This window comes from Rugamonas rubra, assembly GCF_900114705.1.
Lineage (GTDB): Bacteria > Pseudomonadota > Gammaproteobacteria > Burkholderiales > Burkholderiaceae_D > Rugamonas > Rugamonas rubra.
Window position 1 is genome coordinate 15,666 of sequence record NZ_FOTW01000013.1, and the last position, 21,789, is coordinate 37,454.

Annotated in this window: 17 protein-coding genes and 1 other RNA gene; 11 read left to right on the forward strand and 7 right to left on the reverse strand. The window is 67.9% G+C overall.

The window, feature by feature from the left end:
* Window positions 1–92 precede the first annotated feature (92 nt).
* From ribBA to nusB, 3 genes are all read left to right on the forward strand, one after another.
* Entirely contained in the window at window positions 93–1,202 is a 1,110-nt protein-coding gene (gene ribBA, locus BM252_RS14255; RefSeq protein ID WP_093388341.1) for a bifunctional 3,4-dihydroxy-2-butanone-4-phosphate synthase/GTP cyclohydrolase II, read from the forward strand.
* Window positions 1,203–1,238: 36 nt separating this feature from the next.
* Window positions 1,239–1,727: a 6,7-dimethyl-8-ribityllumazine synthase gene (gene ribH / locus BM252_RS14260; RefSeq protein ID WP_093388342.1), complete on the forward strand. Its 489-nt coding sequence runs from the start codon at window positions 1,239–1,241 to the stop codon at window positions 1,725–1,727.
* Window positions 1,728–1,807: 80 nt separating this feature from the next.
* Window positions 1,808–2,272 (forward strand): transcription antitermination factor NusB, encoded by a 465-nt coding sequence (gene nusB, locus BM252_RS14265; protein ID WP_093388343.1) that lies wholly within the window; start codon window positions 1,808–1,810, stop codon window positions 2,270–2,272.
* 216 nt (window positions 2,273–2,488) lie between these two features.
* On the opposite strand, the gene BM252_RS14270 is transcribed toward nusB, so the two are convergent.
* Complete coding sequence (locus tag BM252_RS14270; protein ID WP_245774256.1) at window positions 2,489–3,391, reverse strand: LysR family transcriptional regulator; 903 nt, start codon at window positions 3,389–3,391, stop codon at window positions 2,489–2,491.
* Window positions 3,392–3,577: 186 nt separating this feature from the next.
* On the opposite strand from BM252_RS14270, the gene BM252_RS14275 reads away from it, so the two are divergent.
* Window positions 3,578–4,084 (forward strand): nucleoside deaminase, encoded by a 507-nt coding sequence (locus BM252_RS14275; RefSeq protein ID WP_093388345.1) that lies wholly within the window; start codon window positions 3,578–3,580, stop codon window positions 4,082–4,084.
* 69 nt (window positions 4,085–4,153) lie between these two features.
* On the opposite strand, the gene BM252_RS14280 is transcribed toward BM252_RS14275, so the two are convergent.
* A complete protein-coding gene (locus tag BM252_RS14280) occupies window positions 4,154–5,047 on the reverse strand; it encodes a transglycosylase SLT domain-containing protein (RefSeq protein ID WP_093388346.1) in 894 nt (297 codons plus the stop codon).
* 473 nt (window positions 5,048–5,520) lie between these two features.
* On the opposite strand from BM252_RS14280, the gene ubiD reads away from it, so the two are divergent.
* Entirely contained in the window at window positions 5,521–7,005 is a 1,485-nt protein-coding gene (ubiD, locus tag BM252_RS14285; RefSeq protein WP_093388347.1) for a 4-hydroxy-3-polyprenylbenzoate decarboxylase, read from the forward strand.
* 182 nt (window positions 7,006–7,187) lie between these two features.
* Window positions 7,188–7,286, forward strand: an RNA gene (ffs, locus tag BM252_RS14290) — signal recognition particle sRNA small type.
* A gap of 62 nt (window positions 7,287–7,348) precedes the next feature.
* On the opposite strand, the gene BM252_RS14295 is transcribed toward ffs, so the two are convergent.
* Window positions 7,349–8,020: a hypothetical protein gene (locus BM252_RS14295; protein WP_093388348.1), complete on the reverse strand. Its 672-nt coding sequence runs from the start codon at window positions 8,018–8,020 to the stop codon at window positions 7,349–7,351.
* Between the two features lie 265 nt (window positions 8,021–8,285).
* On the opposite strand from BM252_RS14295, the gene dnaX reads away from it, so the two are divergent.
* From dnaX to BM252_RS14315, 4 genes are all read left to right on the forward strand, one after another.
* A complete protein-coding gene (gene dnaX / locus BM252_RS14300) occupies window positions 8,286–11,036 on the forward strand; it encodes a DNA polymerase III subunit gamma/tau (RefSeq protein ID WP_093388349.1) in 2,751 nt (916 codons plus the stop codon).
* A 41-nt stretch (window positions 11,037–11,077) separates the two neighbouring features.
* Entirely contained in the window at window positions 11,078–11,404 is a 327-nt protein-coding gene (locus tag BM252_RS14305) for a YbaB/EbfC family nucleoid-associated protein (protein ID WP_093388350.1), read from the forward strand.
* 38 nt (window positions 11,405–11,442) lie between these two features.
* Window positions 11,443–12,033 (forward strand): recombination mediator RecR, encoded by a 591-nt coding sequence (gene recR / locus BM252_RS14310; protein WP_093388351.1) that lies wholly within the window; start codon window positions 11,443–11,445, stop codon window positions 12,031–12,033.
* A 114-nt stretch (window positions 12,034–12,147) separates the two neighbouring features.
* On the forward strand, window positions 12,148–13,365 hold the full coding sequence (locus BM252_RS14315) for a CaiB/BaiF CoA transferase family protein (protein ID WP_093388352.1): 1,218 nt from the start codon (window positions 12,148–12,150) through the stop codon (window positions 13,363–13,365).
* Window positions 13,366–13,456: 91 nt separating this feature from the next.
* Here the strand turns inward: BM252_RS14315 and BM252_RS14320 are convergent, their stop codons facing one another.
* From BM252_RS14320 to BM252_RS14330, 3 genes are read right to left on the reverse strand one after another with little or no spacing between them, the layout of a single operon-like run.
* Window positions 13,457–15,595, reverse strand: a complete 2,139-nt coding sequence (locus tag BM252_RS14320) for a putative bifunctional diguanylate cyclase/phosphodiesterase (RefSeq protein WP_093388353.1) — start codon at window positions 15,593–15,595, stop codon at window positions 13,457–13,459.
* Window position 15,596: 1 nt separating this feature from the next.
* The gene (locus tag BM252_RS14325) at window positions 15,597–18,533 is read right to left on the reverse strand and encodes a response regulator (protein ID WP_093388354.1); all 2,937 of its coding nucleotides are present in this window, start codon (window positions 18,531–18,533) and stop codon (window positions 15,597–15,599) included.
* A 3-nt stretch (window positions 18,534–18,536) separates the two neighbouring features.
* Window positions 18,537–19,244 carry a YfiR family protein gene (locus BM252_RS14330; protein WP_174900532.1) on the reverse strand — a complete coding sequence of 236 codons (708 nt, stop codon included), beginning with the start codon at window positions 19,242–19,244 and terminating at the stop codon, window positions 18,537–18,539.
* Window positions 19,245–19,529: 285 nt separating this feature from the next.
* Between BM252_RS14330 and BM252_RS14335 the strand changes: the two genes are divergently transcribed.
* Window positions 19,530–20,744 (forward strand): glycosyltransferase, encoded by a 1,215-nt coding sequence (locus BM252_RS14335; protein ID WP_245774257.1) that lies wholly within the window; start codon window positions 19,530–19,532, stop codon window positions 20,742–20,744.
* A gap of 49 nt (window positions 20,745–20,793) precedes the next feature.
* Here the strand turns inward: BM252_RS14335 and BM252_RS14340 are convergent, their stop codons facing one another.
* The gene (locus BM252_RS14340) at window positions 20,794–21,741 is read right to left on the reverse strand and encodes a PEP-CTERM sorting domain-containing protein (RefSeq protein ID WP_093388356.1); all 948 of its coding nucleotides are present in this window, start codon (window positions 21,739–21,741) and stop codon (window positions 20,794–20,796) included.
* Window positions 21,742–21,789 lie beyond the last annotated feature (48 nt).

Here is a 21,789-nt window from a genome sequence, read left to right on the forward strand (position 1 = left end):
GCGCCAAAAACCCTTAATTGCGGTTGCCGCGCGCTAAATCCTTTAAAATAGCAGGTTAGGGTAAGTTTCTGCTTCGTTCAAAGGATTAAAAAATGTCTATTTCCAGCACCGAAGAAATCGTTGCCGAACTGCGCGCCGGGCGCATGGTCATCCTGGTCGACGAGGAAGACCGGGAAAACGAAGGTGATCTGGTACTCGCGGCCGACTTCGTCACCCCCGAGGCGATCAACTTCATGGTCAAGCACGCCCGCGGCCTGGTCTGCCTGACCTTGACCGAGGAGCGCTGCGACCAGCTGAACCTGTCGATGATGTCGGCCCGCAACGGCACCGCCTTCGGCACCAACTTCACCGTGTCGATCGAGGCGGCCGAGGGCGTGACCACCGGCATTTCCGCCGCCGACCGCGCCAAGACCATCCAGGTGGCGGTGGCCAAGGACACCACGCCGGCCGACATCGTCCAGCCCGGCCACATCTTCCCGCTGAAGGCGCAAAAGGGCGGCGTGCTGATGCGCGCCGGCCATACCGAGGCCGGTTGCGACCTGACCACCATGGCCGGCCTGACGCCGGCCTCGGTGATCTGCGAGATCCTCAAGGACGACGGCACCATGGCGCGCCTGCCCGACCTGCTCGAGTTCGCCAAGGAGCACGGCCTGAAGATCGGCACCATCGCCGACCTGATCCACTACCGCAGCCAGAACGAGTGCCTGGTCGAGCGCATCGCCGAGCGCCCGGTGCACACGGCGCAGGGCAGCTTCCGCCTGGTCGCCTTCCGCGACAAGCCGAGCGGCTCGGCCCACCTGGCCCTGGTGCACGGCGAGCTCGAGCGCGGCAAGGAGGCGCTGGTGCGCGTGCACCAGCCGGTCTCCATCCTCGACCTGCTCGAATCCGAGGCGACCACCCACTCGTGGAACATCTCCTCGTCGCTGGCGGCCATCAAGGCGGCCGAGTGCGGCGTGATGGTGCTGCTCAACTGCGAGGAGACGGCCGACCAGCTGTTCGCCCAGTTCGCCGCGCTGGACGCGCCGGAAAGCAAGCCGAAGGGCCGCGCCGCCAGCATGGACCTGCGCAGCTACGGCATCGGCGCGCAAATCCTGCGCGCCCTGGGCGTGAGCAAGATGCAGTTGCTGGCCAGCCCGCGCAAGATGCCGTCGATGACCGGCTTCGACCTGGAAGTGACCGGCTATCTGGCCAAACCCGAATAATTGATTGATTGACCCAACATTGAGAAGAGGTACCCCATGACTGTAGGCAGCTACGAAAGCAATTTCTCCGGCGAAGGTTTGCGCGTCGGCATCGTCCAAGCCCGTTTCAACGAAGTCGTCTGCGACGGCCTGCGCAACGCCTGCCTGGCCGAGCTGAAGAAGCTGGGCGTGGCCGACGAGGACGTGCTGCACGTGTCCGTGCCTGGCGCGCTGGAAATTCCGCTGATTCTGCAAAAGATGGCCGAATCGCAGCAGTTCGACGCGCTGATCGCGCTCGGCGCCGTCATTCGCGGCGAGACCTACCACTTCGAGCTGGTCTCGAACGAGTCGGGCGCCGGCATCACCCGCATCGGCCTGGACTTCGGCATTCCCATCGCCAACGCCGTGCTGACCACCGAGAACGACGAGCAGGCCGAAGTGCGCATGGCCGTCAAGGGCGCCGAGGCGGCCCGCGTGGCCGTCGAGATGGCCAACCTGGCCATCGCGCTGGAAGAGTTGAACCCGGACGCCGGCGACGAAGAGTAAGAACGGGGCGCGGCCCCGGCCAGCCCGGCGGCCGCGCGCCGGATTTTGTAGAACGAATTGAGAAGAACAGGTAAGAAACCATGATAGAGAAAACTTTGCACGCCAACCCTAGCAAGAACCGTACGCCGCGCCACCGCGCGCGGGAGTTTGCGTTGCAGGGTTTGTACCAGTGGCTGCTCAACAATGAGGACGCCACCAAGGTCGTCAACAACATCCGCGCCGCCCACGGTTTCGACAAGGCCGACAGCGACCACTTCACGGTGTTGCTGTACGGTACTATCAAGGATTCCGTGGCCCTGCGCGAGACCTTCGCGCCGCTGGTCGACCGTGGCATCCACGAGCTGTCGCCGATCGAACACGCGGTGCTGCTGATCGGCGCCTTCGAGTTGAAGAACAACATGGAAATCCCTTACCGCGTCGTCATCAACGAAGCGGTCGAGCTGACCAAGTCCTTCGGCGGTATCGACGGCCACAAATACGTCAACGGCGTGCTCGACAAGCTGGCCGCCAAGCTGCGTCCGGAAGAAGTCGCCAAGGGCCGCTAAGCCGACGCCAGGCGCACGCCGCCGCGCCCTGGCGCGGTAGGTATGGGCCGCAAACGAGCCGGGACGACAGCGTGACTGTCGTCCCGGCTTTTTTTATTGCCCCGCACCCCGATACGCCACGGTCGGGGTCAGACCCCGTACGGGGTCCGACCCCTGGTCTGTGGGGTTGGGGCCGGCGTCCCGCAGGCGCCTGAAAAGTCTTTTTCGTCCGGAGTTTTAGAGCGTGGTGGGGTTGCCGTTGCGGTCCAGCTCGAACACCTTGTGGCGGCGCAGGCGTTCGCGCAGCCACAGGCCGGCCTTGCCCAGCGCCCGCGTGTTGGCCCACAGCAGGTCGACGCCGACCAGCCAGTCGGTGTGCGGGTAGGCGGCCAGTTGCAGCTCGACCAGCTCGCCCTCGGCCAGTTGGCGGGCGACCAGCTGGCGCGGCAGCGTGGTCCAGCCCAGGCCGGCGCGGGTCAGTTCGAGCAGGGCCAGGTAGTCCTCGGCGCGCCAGCAGCGGCTGGCGCCCAGGTATTCGCTGCTGGCCAGCTTGTCGCCGTGGGCGCTGAACAGCAGGCGGCGGTGGCGGTGCAGCTCGCTGAAGCTGATCTGCCGCATGCCGGCCAGCGGATGCGTACGGCCGACCACGTGGCTGAGGATCAATTTACCCATCTGCATGAAGCCGAGGTCGCGTGGATAGTCGGGCTGGGCGAAGCAGACGCCCAGCTGGGCCTGGCCGGCCAGCAGCAGGCCGCCGATGTCGCCCTGGCGCGGCTGGCGCAGGTCCAGGTCGACATGGGGGAATTGCGCGGCGAACTCGTCCAGCGGCGCCATCAGCGCGGCGTAGGGCAGTTCGACCACCAGCGTCAGGCTGGCCTCGATCTGGCCGCCCAGGCTGTGCGCCTGCGCCTCCAGCTCGTAGCAGCGTTCCAGCACGGCCTGCGCCTCAATCAGCAGCTTGCGGCCGGCCTCGGTCGGCAGCGGCAGCTTGCCGCTGCGGTCGAACAGGGGCAGGCCCAGGTCGATCTCCAGGTTGGCGATGGCCATGCTGACGCTCGACTGGGTCTTGCCCAGCTGCCGCGCGGCGGCCGAGAAGGAGCCGGTCTTGGCCACCAGCACCAGCGTTTGTAGTTGTTCCAAGGAATAGCGCAAGGCGGTCTCTCCCGATCAATCAAAAATATTGATGGATACTGATTTGTTCTAATTGGTATGATGCATGGATGATGGCATATCGCGGCGCCGCTGGCCAGTTTTCGGCGGCGCCATCGCGCCAGCGGCCTCGTAAGGGGGCGCCACGGCGTTTTCTCATTCCACCAGGAGCATTCCATGCATCAGCAGAACACGCCGGCGAGCGCCGCCCTGAGCACCGTCGAACTGGCTTTGTTGCGCGAGGCCATAGAATTGTCGGCGCAGGCGCGGCGCGACGGCCGCCATCCCTTCGCCGCGCTGGTGGCCAACGAGCTTGGCGAGGTCGTCGCGCGGGCCGGCAACAACTCGATGCCGCCGCAGGGCGACCCGACCCAGCACGCCGAGCTGGTGGCGGCGGCGCGGGCCGCCAAGCTGTTGACGCCGGAGCAGCTGGCCAAATGCACGCTGTATACCAGTGCCGAGCCTTGCTGCATGTGTTCCGGCGCCATCTATTGGACCAATATCGGCCGCGTGGTGTACGCGCTGTCCGAGCACAGCCTGCTGGGCTTGACCGGCGCCCATCCCGAGAACCCGACTTTTTCGCTGCCTTGCCGCGAGGTGTTCGCGCGCGGCCAGCACCAGGTCGAGGTGCTGGGGCCGATGCTGGAGGCTGAGGCGGCCCAGCCGCATGCGGGCTTCTGGTAGTAGAAATGAAAAAACCACCTCGCGGTGGTTTTTTATTGTCGGCCGTGGCCGTGGCAATGCAAGGCGGGTTTACAGGCCTGCGATCTCGGTTTTCACCTTGTCGGCGCTGGCGACGGTGTTGTTTTCCTTCGGCGCGGCTGGCGCGGCGGCCATCATCGGCGTGATGGTCGGCACTTTTTTGCCGGCCGACACTTGCTTGAGGCGCTGGTACTCGGCCAGCACGCGCGAGCCGTAGCCGTCGTCGTGTTCGAAGGCGGCGGCGCCGACGTAGGTTTTCAGGCCGGCTTCGACCGAACCGCCACGGGTCACGTAATCCTTGAGGATCAGCGAGCCGACGCGGATGTTGGCGACCGGATTCAGGGCCGCTTGCACGCCGCCCATGTCCTGGAACTTGTCGTGGTGCACCTTGGACATGATTTGCATCAGGCCCTGGGCGCCGACCGGGCTTTCGGCGAACGGGTTCAGACCCGATTCGATCGCCATCACGGCCAGGATCAGCAGCGGGTCGAGTTTGATTTCACGCGCCGTCAGATAGGCGGTCGAGACCAGCATGTTGGCGGCGTCGCCGGCCACGCGGTAGCGCTTGGACAGCCAAGAAGTGACCCATTGCTGTTGCTTCTGCGTGCCCAGCAGGGCCTTCTCTTCGGCCGTCAGCGCTGCGGCGGCGGTGGCGGCGGCCGGCTTGGCCGGTGCCTCCATCAAGGCCGACAGCGGCGGGGCGGTGACGACGGCCACTTCGGCCGCCGGCTCCGGTGCCAGGACCTTGGACAATTGCTTGACCAGGTCCGGACGGAGAAACAATACCGCGATCACGACCAGAGCCGAAATACCGAAAATTGTCAGTGTGTGTTGTGCGGTCGTCAGCACACCACGTGCCGATACGCGCGACGTGGCGAACCACGCGGCTGGCTGGCGGGCCAGTTGTTGGGCAAGCTGAGTTGCACCATTAAAACGATTAGTCATGGAAGTCCCCTGAAATGTCCGTAACGAGCGAGTCCCTGCCGCGCTAAACGCAGCGAATGGAGTGCCAATGCCGTGCATCAGAAATATCATCGTCCGTCGCCGCTGGGAGCGCGCGTTGGACGCCGTCATTGCTTGCCTGAGCTGATCTTTCCCTGTGGTATTTGATCAGTCGCAATACAACTTTTTTCGGGGGTAAGGCAGACGCCTTTTGAAAACACTCCTTAAAATGCCATATGGAGCCCCGACTCCGTGAATGAATGAGTGACAGTAAATATGTGGTCGAAAAACCATGTCCTCTTCAAGTAGGGCAAATTGTAGAAGCCGTTTTATATCAAGTCAATACTAACGAAAGCGTTTGTTATTACTTTTAAATCTTACATTTTCGCTTGCATTGCGCGTAAAACCAATAAAATCAATCACTTGACCGGGATTTCTCAGTCACGCCGTTCACTGTCACAAAAATTAAAAAAAACATGAAATATACAGATTTGCGAGATTTTATTTCTCAACTGCAACGAATGGACGAACTTAAGCCCATTTTGTTGCCAATTTCCCCCCATTTAGAGATGACCGAGGTCTGCGACCGCACTTTGCGCGCCGGCGGACCGGCTCTATTGTTCCAAAATCCGACCGGCCACAGCATGCCGGTGCTGGCCAATCTGTTCGGCACGCCGCGCCGGGTGGCGCTGGGCATGGGCGCCGAGGACGTCAGCGAACTGCGCAAGATCGGCCACGTGCTGGCCCGCTTGAAGGAGCCGGAACCGCCCAAGGGCTTCAAGGATCTGCTGGGCCTGGGCTCGCTGGTCAAGGCGGTGTGGGACATGTCGCCGAAGGAATTGCGCGGCGCGCCCTGCCAGGAAATCGTCTGGGAGGGCCAGGACGTCGACCTGTCGCGCCTGCCGATCCAGCACTGCTGGCCGGGCGACGTGGCGCCGCTGATCACCTGGGGCCTGGTGATCACCAAGGGGCCGAATAAGAAGCGGCAAAACCTGGGCATCTACCGCCAGCAGGTGCTCGGTCCTAATAAGGTGATCATGCGCTGGCTGGCGCACCGGGGCGGCGCGCTGGACTTCCGCGAGCACGCCGTGCAGAGCAAGGGCCAGCCGTATCCGATCTGCGTGGCGCTGGGCGCCGACCCGGCCACCATCCTGGGCGCGGTGACGCCGGTGCCGGACAGCCTGTCCGAATACCAGTTCGCCGGCCTGCTGCGCGGCAGCCGCACCGAGCTGGTCAAGGCGATCGGCAGCGAGCTGCGGGTGCCGGCCTCGGCCGAGATCGTGCTGGAGGGCCACATCTATCCCGACGCCAACCATCCGTCCGGCTACGAGCACGCGCTGGAGGGGCCGTACGGCGACCACACCGGCTATTACAACGAGCAGGACTCCTTCCCGGTGTTCACCATCGACCGCATCACCATGCGGCGCGACCCGATCTACCACTCGACCTACACCGGTAAGCCGCCCGACGAGCCGGCCGTGCTGGGCCTGGCGCTGAACGAGGTGTTCATCCCGCTGCTGCAAAAGCAGTTCAGCGAGATCACCGACTTTTATCTGCCGCCCGAGGGCTGCAGCTACCGCATGGCGGTGGTGCAGATCAAGAAACAGTACGCCGGCCACGCCAAGCGGGTGATGTTCGGCGTGTGGAGCTTCCTGCGCCAGTTCATGTATACCAAGTTCATCGTGGTGGTCGACGAGGACGTCAACATCCGCGACTGGAAAGAGGTGATCTGGGCCATCACCACCCGGGTCGACCCGACCCGCGACACCACGCTGGTCGACAACACGCCGATCGACTACCTGGACTTCGCCTCGCCGGTCAGCGGCCTGGGCAGCAAGATGGGCATCGACGCGACCAACAAGTGGCCGGGCGAGACCAACCGCGAGTGGGGCACCACCATCGCCATGACGCCGGCCGTCAAGGCCAAGGTCGACGAGATCTGGCAGCAGCTGGGTTTGTAGGTGGGTGCAGTCAAGTTATGTAAAGACCAGCGGCGAAAATCTAGGGTCAGACCCTAGGGTCTGACCCTGGCTCTCTGCCCTTGGGTGGTATTGGAGCCGCTGGCGTCTTGGTGGCACGGCATTTGGGCTCCGACCGGCACGGCACTTCCCACGAAGTCGCCAGGTCGGGTATAATTGCCCTCGGCGGGCCCCTGCGCATTGTGGCACGGCTAACCTGGTCAGGTCGGGAACGAAGCAGCCACGGCTGTTACCCATAAGTGCCGCAGATCAGGCTCGCCTCCTTCGGGAATTCATACAAAAAAAGCTGCCTCGGCAGCTTTTATTGTTTCCGGACCCAATACGCCTACTTGGTGTCCGTTTCCAGCTCCACCTCGCGCGGCCGCTCCGACGCCACCATCAGCGGATTCTCCTTGAGCAGCGCGTCGTCCGGCTTGAGCCAGATTTCGTTGCGGGCGTCGCTGCTGTACTGCTTGACGCCGTCGTGCGCCTGGATCTTCAACTGGGCCGGCTTGGCGAACTTGAACACCACCGACTTGATCGAGGGCGCGAACAGGCTCAGCGCGCCGGCCACCTGCTTGATCGCCGCGTTGGCTTGCGGCACGCTGCCCATCGCGCTGGCGTAGCCCCACTGCTGGCCCTCGGGCAGCACGGCGTTCATGCCGAAGCCGATGGCCGCCTTCTCGCCCTTGGGCATCTGGGTCCAGATTTTGGCGTCCTCGCCGATCCACTTGGCCACCGGCACCATGCTCAGGCGGCCGTCGGCCGTCACCGGCAGCGCCGTGCGGCCGCCCGAGTGGACCACGGTCAGCGCCATGTCGGCCGGCTTGATCGTCTTGTTGTTGGGCGCGAAGGTGATGTAGACGGCCACCTTGTCGCGCTCGGCGGCGGGCAGGGCGTAGAACTTGTCGAACTTGGTGACCTCCAGCAGTTTCTTATAGGGGATCCATTCGCGCTCCTCGGTGGCCAGGGCGGAGAAGGAGAGGGGCAGCAGGGCCAGCAATGCAAGTTTTTTCATTTTTGTCATGTTGAAATAAAAATAAATTGTAGGCGATCGCGCCGCGCCGCGCTATGCCATATCCGCCACCGGCCTTGGGCAAATCCTCAGCTTGGCCGTGCTAGCTTGGCCGGACGGCGCCGCCCGGCAGAGGCCCAAGTTAGCCAAGCTCGTGCCAGCTTGTTACAATTGCCGTTTTTACGCATCCGGCGAACTTTGCCAAGGCACTTGCGCGCAGCCGCGCAGGATTGACCGCTCCACCCGCTATCTACGGTAAAATCTCAGCATGTCCTATCAAGTCCTCGCCCGTAAATACCGCCCCAAGAATTTCGAAACGCTCGTCGGCCAGGAGCACGTCGTGCGCGCGCTGACGCACGCCTTGCACAGCGGTCGCCTGCACCACGCCTATTTGTTCACCGGAACACGCGGGGTGGGCAAGACCACGCTGTCGCGCATCCTGGCCAAATCGCTCAACTGCATCGGCCCGGACGGCAACGGCGGCATCACCGCCACGCCCTGCGGCGTGTGCGAGGCCTGCACGGCGATCGACGCCGGCCGCTTCGTCGACTATATAGAGATGGACGCGGCGTCCAACCGCGGCGTCGACGAGATGGCGCAGTTGCTGGAACAGGCGGTGTACGCGCCGTCCAACGCCCGCTTCAAGGTCTATATGATCGATGAGGTGCACATGCTGACCAACCACGCCTTCAACTCGATGCTGAAGACGCTGGAGGAACCGCCCGAGCACGTCAAGTTCATCCTGGCGACGACCGACCCGCAAAAGATTCCCGTGACGGTGCTGTCGCGCTGCCTGCAGTTCAACCTGAAGCAGATGCCGCCCGGCCACATCATCAGCCACCTGGACAATATTCTCGGCCAGGAGGGCATCACCTTCGAACAGCCGGCCTTGCGCCTGCTGGCCCAGGGCGCCCACGGCTCGATGCGCGACGCGCTGTCGCTGACCGACCAGGCCATCGCCTACGCCGCCGGCGAGGTGACGCTGGACGCGGTGCAGGGCATGCTGGGCGCGCTCGACCAGTCCTACCTGGTGCGCCTGCTCGACGCCTTGGCGCAGCAGGACGGCGCCGACCTGCTGGCCGTGGCCGACGAGATGGCCGCCCGCAGCCTGTCCTACAACGGCGCGCTGCAGGACCTGGGCACCTTGCTGCACCGCATCGCGCTGGCGCAGACCGTGCCGGCCGCGCTGCCGGCCGACCTGCCGGAATACGCCGACATCGTCCGTCTGGCCGCCGCCTTCGACGCCGAGGAAGTGCAACTGTATTACCAGATCGCCGTGCACGGCCGCAACGAGCTGGGCCTGGCGCCCGACGAGTACGCCGGCTTCACCATGACGCTGCTGCGCATGCTGGCCTTTCGGCCCGGCGTAGGCGGCGCCGAGGGTGTGCCGGCCGCCGCGCCGATGGCGGCCCGTCCGGCCGCCGCCGCCGCGCGCGCCGCCGCCATGCCGGCGGCCCGCGCCGCCAGCCATGTGGCCGCCAGCCACGCCACCGTGGTGCCGCCGGCCGTGGTGGCCGGCGCTGCCGCCGCCATGGCGCGCGCCGACGCGCCGGCATCGCGGCCGGTCACAGCGCCAATTGCCCATACCGCCGCCGCGCCGGCAGCGGCCAGCGCGCCGCAGTACGCCGCGCCGGCCCAGTCGGTCCAGCCATCCCAGCCGGCCGGACCGGTCAGCACGGCCCGCGCCGCCATCAACGCCGCGCTGGAAGCGGCGCGGGCGGCGTCGAAGGTCGGCGGCAGCAGGCCGTCGCCGGCGGCTGGTGCGACTGGCGCGACGAGCGCGCCGCCGGCACCGTCCGCGGCGCAGTCCGTGCCGGCAGCATCGTCCGCAGCGCAGTCGGCGTCGCCGGGATCGCCCGCAGGGGCGGGCGGCACCGGCATGCCTGGCGCCGCGTCGGCTCCGGCCGCGTCCGCCGCCCCCGCCGCGCTGGCGCCGCGCCCGGCCATGCCGTCGGCCCCGGCCGCGCCGCGCGGTCCGGCACCGTGGGAGGACAGCCCGCCGCCGTCGACCGCGCTGGGCGAATCGAACACCGCCGTGCTGGAGGCGCCGGCGCGCCAGACCATGCAGCAGGCCGCGCCGATGGCGCAGCAGCCGCAACTGGCGCAACAGGCGCAGGCCGCCCAGCGGCCGCAGCAGCAGGGCGCGCAGCAGATGCCGCCGCCGGGCGCACACCAGATGCAACAGGGCGCGCAGCAGACCCAGCAAGCCCCGCAGCACGTTCCGCAGCACGTTCCGCAGCACGTTCCGCAGCAGGCGCAGCAGCAGATGCCGCCGCAGCAGGCCGCGCGCACGATGCCGCAGCAGTCGGGCTACCAGCCCGCGCAGCAAGCCCAGCCGGCCCGCCCGCCGGCGCCGGCCGCCGACGAGGATGAGCTACCACCCTGGGTCACCGAATTCTCCGACGACACGGCCATCGCCCAAGCGGCGCCGGCCTCGTCCTCGTTCGCGTCTGCATCGTCTGCAGCGTCGTCCGCGTCCGCGTCGGCAGCGCCGTCGGCCTACGCCGGCGACAACGCGCCGGCCTTCGCGCCGGTGCCGCGCGCCGCGCCCGCGCCGCTGCACGCGCCGCACGCCTACGTCATCACCCCGGTGCCCGAGCTGGACTGGGACGGCAACTGGCCGGCCGTGGCGGCCGCCCTGCCGCTGCGCGGCGTGGCGCAGCAACTGGCGATGCAGGCCGAGCTGCTCAGCTGCACTTTCGACGGCAACACCGTGGTGTTCGCCCTGCGCGTGCCGATCGAAACCTGGCGCACGCCGGGCAACGTCGACAAGCTCACCGCCGCCCTGTGCGAACGCTTCGGCCGCACGGTGCGGGTGGAGACCGAGCTGGGCGCAGTCTGGTACACGGCCAGCGCCGAGGCCCAGGCGCACCGCGCCGCCTGCCAGCGCGCCGCCGAGGACACCATCGCCGGCGACCCCTTTGTCAACAGTATGATCCGCGAGTTCGGCGCCTTCGTGGTGCCCGGCTCCATCGTGCCGCCGCCGGCCGCTTTGGCCGCCTCGGCCACGCTGCATTGAACTAAACTATTTTTACCAATCCACTTACGGAGCAACCCATCATGATGAAGAACCAACTGGCCGGCTTGATGAAACAAGCGCAAGCAATGCAGGACAACATGAAAAAGGCGCAGGACCAACTGGCGCTGATCGACGTCGAAGGCCAGTCCGGCGCCGGCCTGGTCAAGGTGGTGATGAGCTGCAAGAACGACGTCAAGCGTGTCTCGATCGACCCGTCGCTGCTGGCCGACGACAAGGACATGCTGGAAGACCTGGTGGCGGCCGCCTTCAACGACGCCGTGCGCAAGGCCGAGGCGACCTCCGCCGAGAAACTGGGCGGCTTGACCTCCGGCATGAACCTGCCGGCCGGCTTCAAGATGCCGTTCTGAGCGACGCCGTCCACCGCAGCGCGCACCCGGCCTGATCCGTGTCCAAATCGCTCGAGTTCCTCACCGAGGCGCTGCGCCGGCTGCCCGGCGTCGGCCCCAAGTCGGCCCAGCGCATGGCCTTCCACCTGCTGCAGCACGACCGCGAGGGCGCGGCGATGCTGTCGCGCGCGCTGGGCCAGGCGGTCGAGGCGGTGCAGCACTGCGTGCTGTGCAACACCTTCACCGAGGAGGAGGTGTGCGACACCTGCAACGACGAGCGGCGCGACCGCCGCCTGTTGTGCGTGGTGGAGACGCCGGCCGACCAGTTGATGATCGAGCAGACCCTGACCTACAAGGGCCTGTACTTCGTGCTGATGGGGCGGCTGTCGCCGCTCGACGGCATCGGCCCGAAGGACATCCACCTGGAGAAGCTGGTGGCGCGTGCCAACGACGGCGTGGTCGGCGAGGTCGTGCTGGCCACCAACTTCACCAACGAGGGCGAGGCCACCGCGCACTACATCAGCGAGATGCTCAAGGCGCGCGGCCTGCGCGTCAGCCGGCTGGCGCGCGGCGTGCCGGTCGGTGGCGAGCTCGAGTATGTCGACGCCGGCACCATCGCCCGCGCCATGCTCGACCGCCGCGCCACCTGAGGCGGCGCCTTGGATTGCGGCCTTAGGGTCAGACCCTAGGGTCTGACCCTCGATCGGCCCGCTGGTTTGTCGACGCCTCCACCATCCTCGACACCACCTTTTTAGGCTGCTGACATGACGCAATCCGCTTCCCCCGGCCCGCTGGCCGGCATCAAGGTCCTGGAGCTGGGCACACTGATCGCCGGGCCGTTCTGCGCCCGCATGCTGGCCGAGTTCGGCGCCGAGGTGATCAAGATCGAGACCCCCGGCAGCGGCGACCCGATCCGCCAGTGGCGCGTGCTGAAGGACGGCACCTCGCTGTGGTGGTCGGTGCAGGCGCGCAACAAGAAGAGCCTGACGCTGAACCTGAAGGACGCGCGCGGCCGCGCCATCGCCCGCCAGCTGGCGCTGGAGGCCGACATCATCATCGAGAACTACCGCCCCGGCGTGCTGGAGAAGTGGGAGCTGGGCTATGCGCAATTGCAGGCCGTCAAGCCGGCGACCATCATGGTGCGCCTGTCCGGCTTCGGCCAGACCGGGCCGATGAGGGACCTGCCCGGCTTCGGCGCCATCGGCGAGTCGATGGGCGGGCTGCGCTACGTGTCCGGCCACGCCGACCGGCCGCCGGTGCGGGTCGGCGTGTCGATCGGCGACTCGGTGGCGGCGCTGCACGGGGTGATCGGCGCGATGATGGCGCTGCGCCACCGCGACGCCACCGGCGGGCGCGAGCACGGCCAGGGGCAGATGGTCGACGTCGCCCTGTACGAGTCGGTGTTCAACCTGATGGAGTCGCTGGTGCCCGAGTTCGACCACGCCGGCGTGGTGCGCGAGCGCACCGGCGGCGCCTTGCCCGGCATCGTGCCGTCCAACACCTACACCACCGCCGACGGCGAGAACATCGTCATCGCCGGCAACGGCGACGCCATCTTCAAGCGCCTGATGCTGGCCATCGGCCGCATCGACCTGGCCGGCGACCCCGGCCTGGCGCGCAACGACGGCCGCGTGCCGCGCACCGAGGAGATCGACGCCGCCATCCAGGCCTGGTGCGACGGCCGGGACATAGCCGCCGCGCTGACCGTGCTGAAGGCGGCCGACGTGCCGGCCGGCAAAATCTACTCGGTGCGCGACATGATGACGGACCCGCAGTTCCTCGCCCGCGACATGTTCGAGCAGCACCATTTCCCGGACGGCACGCCGGTCAAGCTGCCGGCCATCTCGCCCAAGCTGTCGGCCACGCCGGGCCGTACGCAATGGATGGGGCCGACCCTGGGCCAGCACAACGACGAGGTGCTGGCCGCGCTGGGCTACAGCGCCGCGCAGATCGCCGAGCTGAGGGACGGCGGGGTGGTGTAGCGGGGTGTCGGCGGATTGCACCCCGCACCCCAGGGTCAGACCCTGAGGGTCTGACCCTTCGGCCGCTGCGGCGTCATGCCGGCGGCGTTGTTCAGGCCGAGCCGGCATGCGGCAGCAGCGCGTAGCCGTTCTGGCCGGGCGGGGCGTGCTGGTTGCCGAGCATCTGGGTGATCGCCTCGTGCGGCAGCGGGTGGCCCAGGTAGTAGCCCTGCGCCACGTCGCAGCCGAACTGTTCCAGCATGACCAGCTGCTCCTCCGTTTCCACGCCCTCGGCCACCACCACCATCTTCAGGCCGTGCGCCATGGCGATGATGGCGCGTGTGATGGCGGCGTTCTCCGAGTCCTGCGGCAGGCCGCTGATGAAGCTCTTGTCGATCTTCAGCGCGCGCACGTCGAAGCGCTTCAGGTAGTTCATCGACGAGTAGCCGGTGCCGAAGTCGTCGATCGACAGGTAGACGCCGATGGCGCGCAACTGCTCGAGCGTGACCATGGTGGCGCGGGCGTCGTCCATCAGCGTGCCCTCGGTCAGCTCGAGTTCGAGCAGGGCGGCGGCCAGGCCGGTGTCGTGCAGCGCCGAGACCACGATCTGGGTCAGGTTCTCGTCCTTGAACTGCTTGGCCGACAGGTTGACCGCCATGCGCACCGGGCGGCGGCCGTCGGCCTGCCAGGCGCGCGCCTGGGCGCAGGCGGTGCGCAGCACCCATTCGCCGATCGGCACGATCAGGCCGGTCTCCTCGGCCAGCGGGATGAATTCGGTGGGCGAGATGATGCCGCGCTCCGGGTGGCGCCAGCGCACCAGCGCCTCGACGCCGACGATCTGGCTGCTGGCGACGTCGATCTGCGGCTGGTACAGCAGGTACAGCTCGGCGTTCTGCAGGGCCTTGCGCAGGCCCACCTCGAGCTTGACGTGGCTCATGATCTGCATGGTCAGCGAGGAGCTGTACAGCTTGGCGTTGTTCTTGCCGCAGTTCTTGGCGTGGTACATCGCCGTGTCGGCGTACTTGAGCAGCGAGTTGCAGTCCTCGCCGTCCTCCGGGTACAGCGAGATGCCGATGCTGGCGGTGACGAAGATCTCGTGGGCGTCGATCAGGAAGGGCCGCCGCATCGCCTCCTTGACGCGGTGCGCCACGTTGAGCGCGTGCTCGACCCGCTCCAGGTCGGGGATCAGGATGGTGAACTCGTCGCCGCCCAGGCGCGCCAGGTTGTTGTTGTGGTAGTGCTCGGCGCGGGTCACCAGGTCGCTGGGGCGGATGGTCTCGCGCAGCCGGTCCGAGACCACCTTGAGCAGGTGGTCGCCGACGTTGTGGCCGAGCGTGTCGTTGATGCGCTTGAACGAGTCGAGGTCCATGAACAGCACGGCGAACTTCTTGTTGCCGTTGCGCGAGCGCAGCAGCTCGCCCTCCAGCGTCTCGAGGAAGGCCTGGCGGTTGGGGATGCCGGTCAGGCTGTCGCAGTAGGCCAGGCGGCGGATCTGCTCCTCGGTGCGCTTGCGCTCGCTGATGTCGCGCACCAGGCCGAGCACCTCGTCGCTGCCGGTGGTGACCAGGCGCGCCTCGAAGTGCTGCACGCTGCCGTGGCGCACCAGCTCGTAGTCGACCGAGCGGATGTGCTGGGTGGCCAGCACCGTCTGGGCCTGCTCGAGCAGGCGCTCGGCGATGTCCTTGGGCAGCACCTCGCTGACGTGGCGGCCGACGCAGTGCTCGACCGAGAACACGGCGCCGTGGTCGTGGCCCTGCTCGTAGTCGAGGTAGTAGCCGTCCTGGTTGAGGCGGAAGAAGGTGTCGGGGATGGCCGCCAGCACGGCGCGGTTGTGGGCGTCGGCGATGCGCAGGCGGGCGATGGCGTCGGAGGCGCGCAGCACGTACAGCACGCGGTGGCCGAGGATGGGCCAGTTGATCGGCTTGGAGACGAAGTCGGTGGCGCCGACCTCGTAGGCGTGGGTGACCGACTCGAGCTCGTCGCCGCCGGTGACCATGACGATGGGCACGGTGGCGTTGCTCTCCTGGCGGCGGATCTCGGCGCAGACCTGGAAGCCGTCCAGGCCGGGCATTTCGACGTCGAGCAGCACCAGGTCGGGCGCCATGCTGTGGTAGTAGGCCAGCGCCTGTTTGCCGTCCTCGGCCTCGATGACGTCGAGGCCGACCTGGCCTAGCATTTCCAGCATCAGCATGCGCATCACCGGGTCGTCGTCGGCGACCAGGACCAGGCCGCGTTTGGGGGAGGGTGCCATCTCAAGTTTCCTTTTCTAAAATCGCGCTGAGCGCCTGGCGCACGGCCTGGAATTCCCGTTCCATCTGCTCGAGCAGGGCGGCGCCGCCGTCGGTGCGGTCGTCGCGGCCGAGCTGTTCGAGCTCCTTGCACAGCTGGGCCAGGTGTTCGGCGCCGACGTTGGCGCTGCTCGACTTGAGGCTGTGCGCGGCCTTGCGCAGCGGGCCGGGCTGGCCGCCGTCGACGGCCAGGCGCAGCGCCTGGAAGTGGCTGGGCGTGTCGTCGACGAAGGCGTGCAGGACGCGCTCGAGCAGGGCGTCGCCGTGCGCGGCGCTGAGGGCGCGGATGTTCTTCAGCGCCTGTTGGTTGATGATGTCGCGCGCGGCCGGCTGGACCGGCGGCGGTGGCGCGGGGGGCGGCGCGGCGGCCGCGCCGCCGGCCGATGGCGGGGCCGCATGCCTGGCCGCCGCCGTGGCCGAGGCCGCCGCCGTGGTCTGCGCCGCCGCCACCACGGCGGCCGCCGTCGGCGCCGGCGCCGGCGGCTCCTCGTCGAGCTGCAGCGTGGCGGCGCGCGGCAGGGCGATCCAGCGCGCGATGGTCTGGCCCAGCGCCTGCTGGGTGAAGGGCTTGCTCAAATAGTCGTCCATGCCGGCGGCCAGGCAGGACTCGCGGTCGCCCTGCAGCGCGTTGGCGGTGATGGCGATGATCGGCAGCACGCGGGCGCGGCCGCTCTGCTGCTCGTAGCGGCGGATCTCGGCGGTGGCGGCGAAGCCGTCCATGACCGGCATCTGGCAGTCCATCAGCACCAGGTCGAAGTCGTCGGCGCACACCGAGTGCAGCGCCTCCTCGCCGTTGCAGGCGCGGCTGACCTCCAGCCCCAGGCCCTCGAGCATGGCGCTGGCCACCTCGACGTTGACCGGGTTGTCCTCGGCCAGCAGCACCTTGCGCCGCTTGCGCGCGCGCACCGGCCGGGCCAGGTGCGGCGGCGCGTTGCGCGCGCCCTCGCTGGCGCGCAGCGGGGTGACGATGCAGTCGTACAGGTCGCACTCGCGCGGCGGCTTGATCAGCTGGAAGGCGACGCCGGCCTCGCGCCGCTGCACCGTGTCGGCGGCGTCGCGCTCGCTGCTGAGCAGCAGCAGGCGCACCGCCGCGATGGCGGCGTCGGCCTTGATCGAGGCGGCCAGCGCCAGGCCGCTGGTGCGCGCCAGGTCCATGTCGAGCAGGGCCACGTCGTAGGGGCGGCCGGCGGCGGCGGCGGCCTGCAGCTGGGCCACGGCGTCGTTGCCGCCGGCGCTGTTGGCGCTGATCTGCCAGCGCGCCAGTTGCCGCTCCAGCAGGACGCGGCTGTCCGCATGTTCATCGACGATCAAAGCGCGTAGCCCCTGGGTAGTCTTGCAATTGAACAAAGGATCGTCGGCATCGACGCGACGCTTATCGAAATTTACGACAAACCAAAAGACCGACCCTTGCGGTAGAGCATTGTCGACGCCGATTTTCCCGCCCATCAACTCGACCAGTTGTTTCGAGATCGCCAGGCCCAGGCCGGTGCCGCCGTGCTTGCGGGTGGTCGAGCCGTCGGCCTGCGAGAACGAGTCGAAGATGCGCGCCCGCGCCTCGGCCGAGACGCCGATGCCGGTGTCGTGCACCTCGAAGCGCAGGCCGACGGCCTGGGCGTCCTCGTCGACCACGCCGACCTTGACGACGATGCGGCCGCGGTCGGTGAACTTGATGGCGTTGCCGAGCAGGTTGACGATGATCTGGCGCAGCCGGTTGGGGTCGCCGCAGATGGCCACCGGGATGTCGTTGGCGATGGCGAACTCGAGCTCGATGCCCTTGGCCTGGGCCTGCGGCAGGAAGACGCTGTCGACGTCGTCGAGCAGCTCGCGGAAGTTGAAGTGGATGTACTCGACGGTGAGCTTGCCGGCCTCGATCTTGGAGAAGTCGAGGATGTCGTTGATGATCACCAGCAGGTGCTCGCCGGAGCGCTTGACCATGCCGGTGTAGCGGCGCTGTTGCTCGCTCAGCGGCGTGGCCAGCAGCAGCTCGGTCATGCCCAGCACGCCGTTCATCGGCGTGCGGATCTCGTGGCTCATGGTGGCCAGGAAGGCGCTCTTGGCCTGGCTGGCCGCCTCGGCGGCGTTCTTGGCCTTCTCCAGCTGCTCGGTGCGCACGCCGACCTGGCGCTCGAGCTGGTCGCGGTACTGCGCCAGCTTGAGGTCGCGCCCCTCGATCTGCGCCAGCATGTCGTTGAAGCTGTCGATCAGCGAGCCGAGCTCGTCGCTGCGCTGGTGCGCCACGCGCAGGGTGTAGCTCTGGCTGCTCGAGACCTGCTGGGCGGCGCCGATCAACTTGCTGATCGGCTCGGCGATGCTGCCCTTGAAGCGGGCCGCCATCAGCAGCGCGATGACGAAGGAGACCGCCGTGGCGGCGCCGGCCGCGGCCAGGTTGCGCAGCACGGCCAGCCACATCTGGGTCTGCTCGCCCTCGATCATCACCGCGCCGATCAGTTCGCCGTTGTTGCGGATGGCGCGGTACAGGCGCATGCCGGGCGTCCACAGCGCGCCGCTGCGCTCGGCCAGCTCGGCGCCGCCCAGGTCGGCCAGGCGCAGCGCGCTGAGGTCGCCCACGGCGGCGGCGTCGGCCTCGCGGCCGGGCGCGCTGTAGCGGGCGAACAAGCTGCCGTCGCGGTCGAACAGCGCGGCCTGGACGATGTCGTCCTTGACGCTGAGCGCGGCCAGGGTCTGCTCGGCCTGCTTGCGGTCGGCGAACAGCAGGGCCGTCACGCTGTTGATGCCGATCACCCCGGCCAGCGAGGAGAGCTGCTTGCGCTCGTCGCTGGTGTGGCTGAGCACGGTGGTGGCGGCGAAGGCGAGGAACACCAGCAGCAGCGCGCTGCCGGTCGACAACACCGAGATGATGGTCAGCTTCTTGCTCAGGCCGGAACGGGCGAAGTCGAACACGGCCTACCTCCCCACCACGTTGCGGGCCAGCTTGAGCACCTGCGAGCTGAGCCGCAGGCCGGCCTGGCGCGCCACGCCGGCGTTGATCTCGAACTCCATCTTGCCGTCCGGCGCGGCGGCCGGCAGCAGGCCGACGATGCCGCCGACGTCGGCGAAATCGGCGATGTCGCTGACGGTGAGCGCGGCGCCGGCGTGCGCCGCCGGCAGGATCTCGGCCAGGTGCTTCTCCTCCGAGCGCGAGACGAACAGGATCTGGCAGCCGAGCGGCTCGCCCAGATAGGACATGTGGCGCACGCGCAACTCGCGGCCCTGCATCGGCCGGTTCTCGATGGCGGCCAGGGCCAGCGTCAGGTAGTCGGTGTCGCCCATCATGCACAGGGTGATCGGCCGGCCGGGCGGGCCGAGCGCGGCCGGCGGCCATTCGGTGAACTTGCCCAGGTTGTAGATGTAGGCCATGGTCTGGGCCGGATCGGCGGCCGGCTGGACGGGCTGGGCCGGCGCCGGCGCCGGCAGGAGCAGCGCCAGCAGCGCCGCCAGGCCGAGCCTGAGGGCGGCCGGGGCCCGCCGACCAGCAACAAAGCCGGGCGTGGTCGGCAGCGGCGGCCGGCACCGGCCGCGCGGGAGCGGCGCCGCCGGCCCGGTTCGGCGCGCGCGCGCAGCGGCAGCGCCGGCATGGGGCGCTAGCGACGCGACGGGGCGATGGCGTTGCACACTATTCATTGTTGAGGCCGGCGGTTGATGTCGCGCGCCTTGTGCGCGGCAACGGAGGTAGGACTGCGGAGGACGGTGTCACGAAGAAAAATATAAGCTGCGGGGTGGTGGCGGCATTGATCTGCATCTAATCGCTGCCCGCTAGCGGGAACATTCCGCCCGCGCGAGCAACATCCACGCGCGCCGGCGGGGCGGACACTTTTGCGCGGTATCAAAGGACGCCGCCGCGCCGGCCGCAAGCTGTGCGAATGCGGCCGGCGCGGCCGCGCCATATCCAGCCGGAATATGATGGAACGCAAGAAGATCCTGTTCGTCGCCGAGGCGGTCACCCTGGCCCACCTGGCCAGGCCGCTGGCGCTGGCCGCCGCGCTGGAGCCGGCGCGCTTCATGGCGCAACTGGCCTGCGCCGACGGCTACGAGCAATTCCTGGGGGCCGGCGCGCCGCCGCGCTGGCGCATCCACAGCGTTGCCCCGGCGCAGTTCCTCGCCGCCCTGGCGGCCGGCCGGCCGGTCTACGAGGTCGCCACGCTGCGCCGCTACGTCGAGGACGATCTGCATCTGTTCCAGCAGGCCAAGCCGGACCTGGTGGTCGGCGACTTCCGCCTGTCGCTGTCGATCAGCGCGCGCCGCGCCGGCCTGCCGTATGTGGCGCTGAGCAACGCCTACTGGAGCCCCTACGTGCCCCAGCACTATCCGCTGCCGGACATTCCGCTGGCGCGCCTGCGGCCGCTGGCGCTGGCCAGCGCCCTGTTCCAACTGGCCCGTCCGCTGGCCTTCGCCCTGCACACGCGCCCGCTGAACCGGGTGCGCCGGCAGTACGGCATGGCCTCGCTGGGTTGGGACCTGCGCCGCGTCTACACCGACGCCGACCGCACCCTGTACGCCGACGTGGCCGAACTGTTCCCGCCGCGCGACATGCCGGCCAGCCACTCCTATCTGGGGCCGGTGGCCTGGTCGCCGCCGCTCGCGCCGCCGCCGTGGTGGGCGGAGCTGCCGGCCGACGTGCCGCTGGTCTATGTCACGCTGGGCAGTTCCGGCCAGCAGCGCCTGTTGCCGCTGGTGTTGCAGGCGCTGGCGCCGTTGCCGGTGCTGGTGGCCGCCGCGACGGCGGGCCGCGCCGCGCCGCCACGGCCGCCGGCCAACGCCCGGATCGCCGATTATTTGCCGGGCGGGCTGGCGGCGCGGCGCGCGCGCCTGGTGGTGTGCAACGGCGGCAGCCTGAGCAGCCAACAGGCGCTGGCCGCCGGCGTGCCGGTGCTGGGCATCGCCGGCAACCTGGACCAGTTCTTGAACATGCGGGGGATCGTGGCGGCCGGCGCCGGCGCCGTGCTGCGCGCCGACCGGGCCGGGGTGGCCGAGCTGCGGCGCACCTGCGAGATCTTGTTGCGGGAGGGGACGGCGCGGGCGGCGGCCGGCGTCGTCGCGCAGCTGTTCCGGCGCTACGACGCCGGCGCCAGCTTCAACGCCGTGTTGCGGCAGATGTTGGGCATGCCGGCCTGACGGTGGCGCCAGTGGCGCCGGCGGCCCGGGTCGCCGCCCCGGCCAGGAGCTAGCACTTGGCCTCGACCGTGCCCTTGATTTTGCGCCGCTCGCCCAGCGCCAAGCCGGCCAGGCCCAGGCCGAACAGCGCCAGCGTGGCCGGCTCCGGCACGGCGGCGACGGCGAAGCTTTGCGATGAGTCGACCTTGAAGAAGGGGAATGATCCGTCCGGCGTTGTGCCGTCCCAGGTCCTGACCGGGTTGTAGAAGGACGGCAGGTTGGTGGAACCGGTGAAGTTGTCGCTGATAATGGAGCCGGTGACCACGTCGAGGAAGTCGGAGTTGACGAAGTCGATCATGAAGCTGGTCGAGAACGAGCCGGTGCCGATGTTGGGATTGACGCTGCTACGGGTGAACGTGGCCTCATTGAAGACCAGGTGGCCCGACATGATCAGCATGCCGTCGCCGTTGTCGAGGTCGCCGACGCCGCAGCCGGCCGAGGTGGCGCCGGAGCCGTAGCAGCGCACCGTGTTGGCGCCGTTGCCCGGCATGGCCTTACTGTCGCCAGCGGGCCCGAGGCGGTCGAAGTAGATCGCCACGTTTTGCACGCCGGTATGGAACAGGTCGACATCCATCGCCGCGTCCTGCGTGGAGGGCATCGTGAAGTGGATGGTGTTGCCGTTTTGCGCGCTGACTAGTTGTTGGTAGCGGGCGATCTTGCTGACCTCGAAGCTGCTGTTCAAGCCGGCCGGGGTGACGATGGTGCCGTTATTGCTGTTCGACATGGTGCCGACCACGGTCTGTGTGCGCAGCTGGGTCAGGTAGCCCGGCGCGCCGCCGGGGATGATGCCGGTGGCCAGGCCGCTGTCGGTGACATTGGTCCACAGGTCGGCGTAGACATCGTAAACATGGTTGCCGTTGAGCGACATGCCGATCAAGGGGCCCGCCAGCGTCGTCGTTGGCGCCGCCAGGACCGCCGCCGCCAGCATGGCGCCCAGTGTGGATGTGAAGTGCTTCATGTTTGCCCCCAATTTAGGAAAGACATTTGCTGGAAGAATCCCTTGCGA

What these genes read in the sequence shown, in the direction of transcription:
- BM252_RS14280 (WP_093388346.1), bottom strand. Translation starts at nt 5,047, where the DNA reads ATGACTAATCGTTTTAATGGTGCAACTCAGCTTGCCCAACAACTGGCC.
- BM252_RS14335 (WP_245774257.1), top strand. Translation starts at nt 19,530, where the DNA reads ATGATGGAACGCAAGAAGATCCTGTTCGTCGCCGAGGCGGTCACCCTG.
- ribH (WP_093388342.1), top strand. Translation starts at nt 1,239, where the DNA reads ATGACTGTAGGCAGCTACGAAAGCAATTTCTCCGGCGAAGGTTTGCGC.
- BM252_RS14315 (WP_093388352.1), top strand. Translation starts at nt 12,148, where the DNA reads ATGACGCAATCCGCTTCCCCCGGCCCGCTGGCCGGCATCAAGGTCCTG.
- dnaX (WP_093388349.1), top strand. Translation starts at nt 8,286, where the DNA reads ATGTCCTATCAAGTCCTCGCCCGTAAATACCGCCCCAAGAATTTCGAA.
- nusB (WP_093388343.1), top strand. Translation starts at nt 1,808, where the DNA reads ATGATAGAGAAAACTTTGCACGCCAACCCTAGCAAGAACCGTACGCCG.
- BM252_RS14295 (WP_093388348.1), bottom strand. Translation starts at nt 8,020, where the DNA reads ATGAAAAAACTTGCATTGCTGGCCCTGCTGCCCCTCTCCTTCTCCGCC.
- BM252_RS14305 (WP_093388350.1), top strand. Translation starts at nt 11,078, where the DNA reads ATGATGAAGAACCAACTGGCCGGCTTGATGAAACAAGCGCAAGCAATG.
- ribBA (WP_093388341.1), top strand. Translation starts at nt 93, where the DNA reads ATGTCTATTTCCAGCACCGAAGAAATCGTTGCCGAACTGCGCGCCGGG.
- BM252_RS14320 (WP_093388353.1), bottom strand. Translation starts at nt 15,595, where the DNA reads ATGGCACCCTCCCCCAAACGCGGCCTGGTCCTGGTCGCCGACGACGAC.
- ubiD (WP_093388347.1), top strand. Translation starts at nt 5,521, where the DNA reads ATGAAATATACAGATTTGCGAGATTTTATTTCTCAACTGCAACGAATG.
- BM252_RS14275 (WP_093388345.1), top strand. Translation starts at nt 3,578, where the DNA reads ATGCATCAGCAGAACACGCCGGCGAGCGCCGCCCTGAGCACCGTCGAA.
- BM252_RS14340 (WP_093388356.1), bottom strand. Translation starts at nt 21,741, where the DNA reads ATGAAGCACTTCACATCCACACTGGGCGCCATGCTGGCGGCGGCGGTC.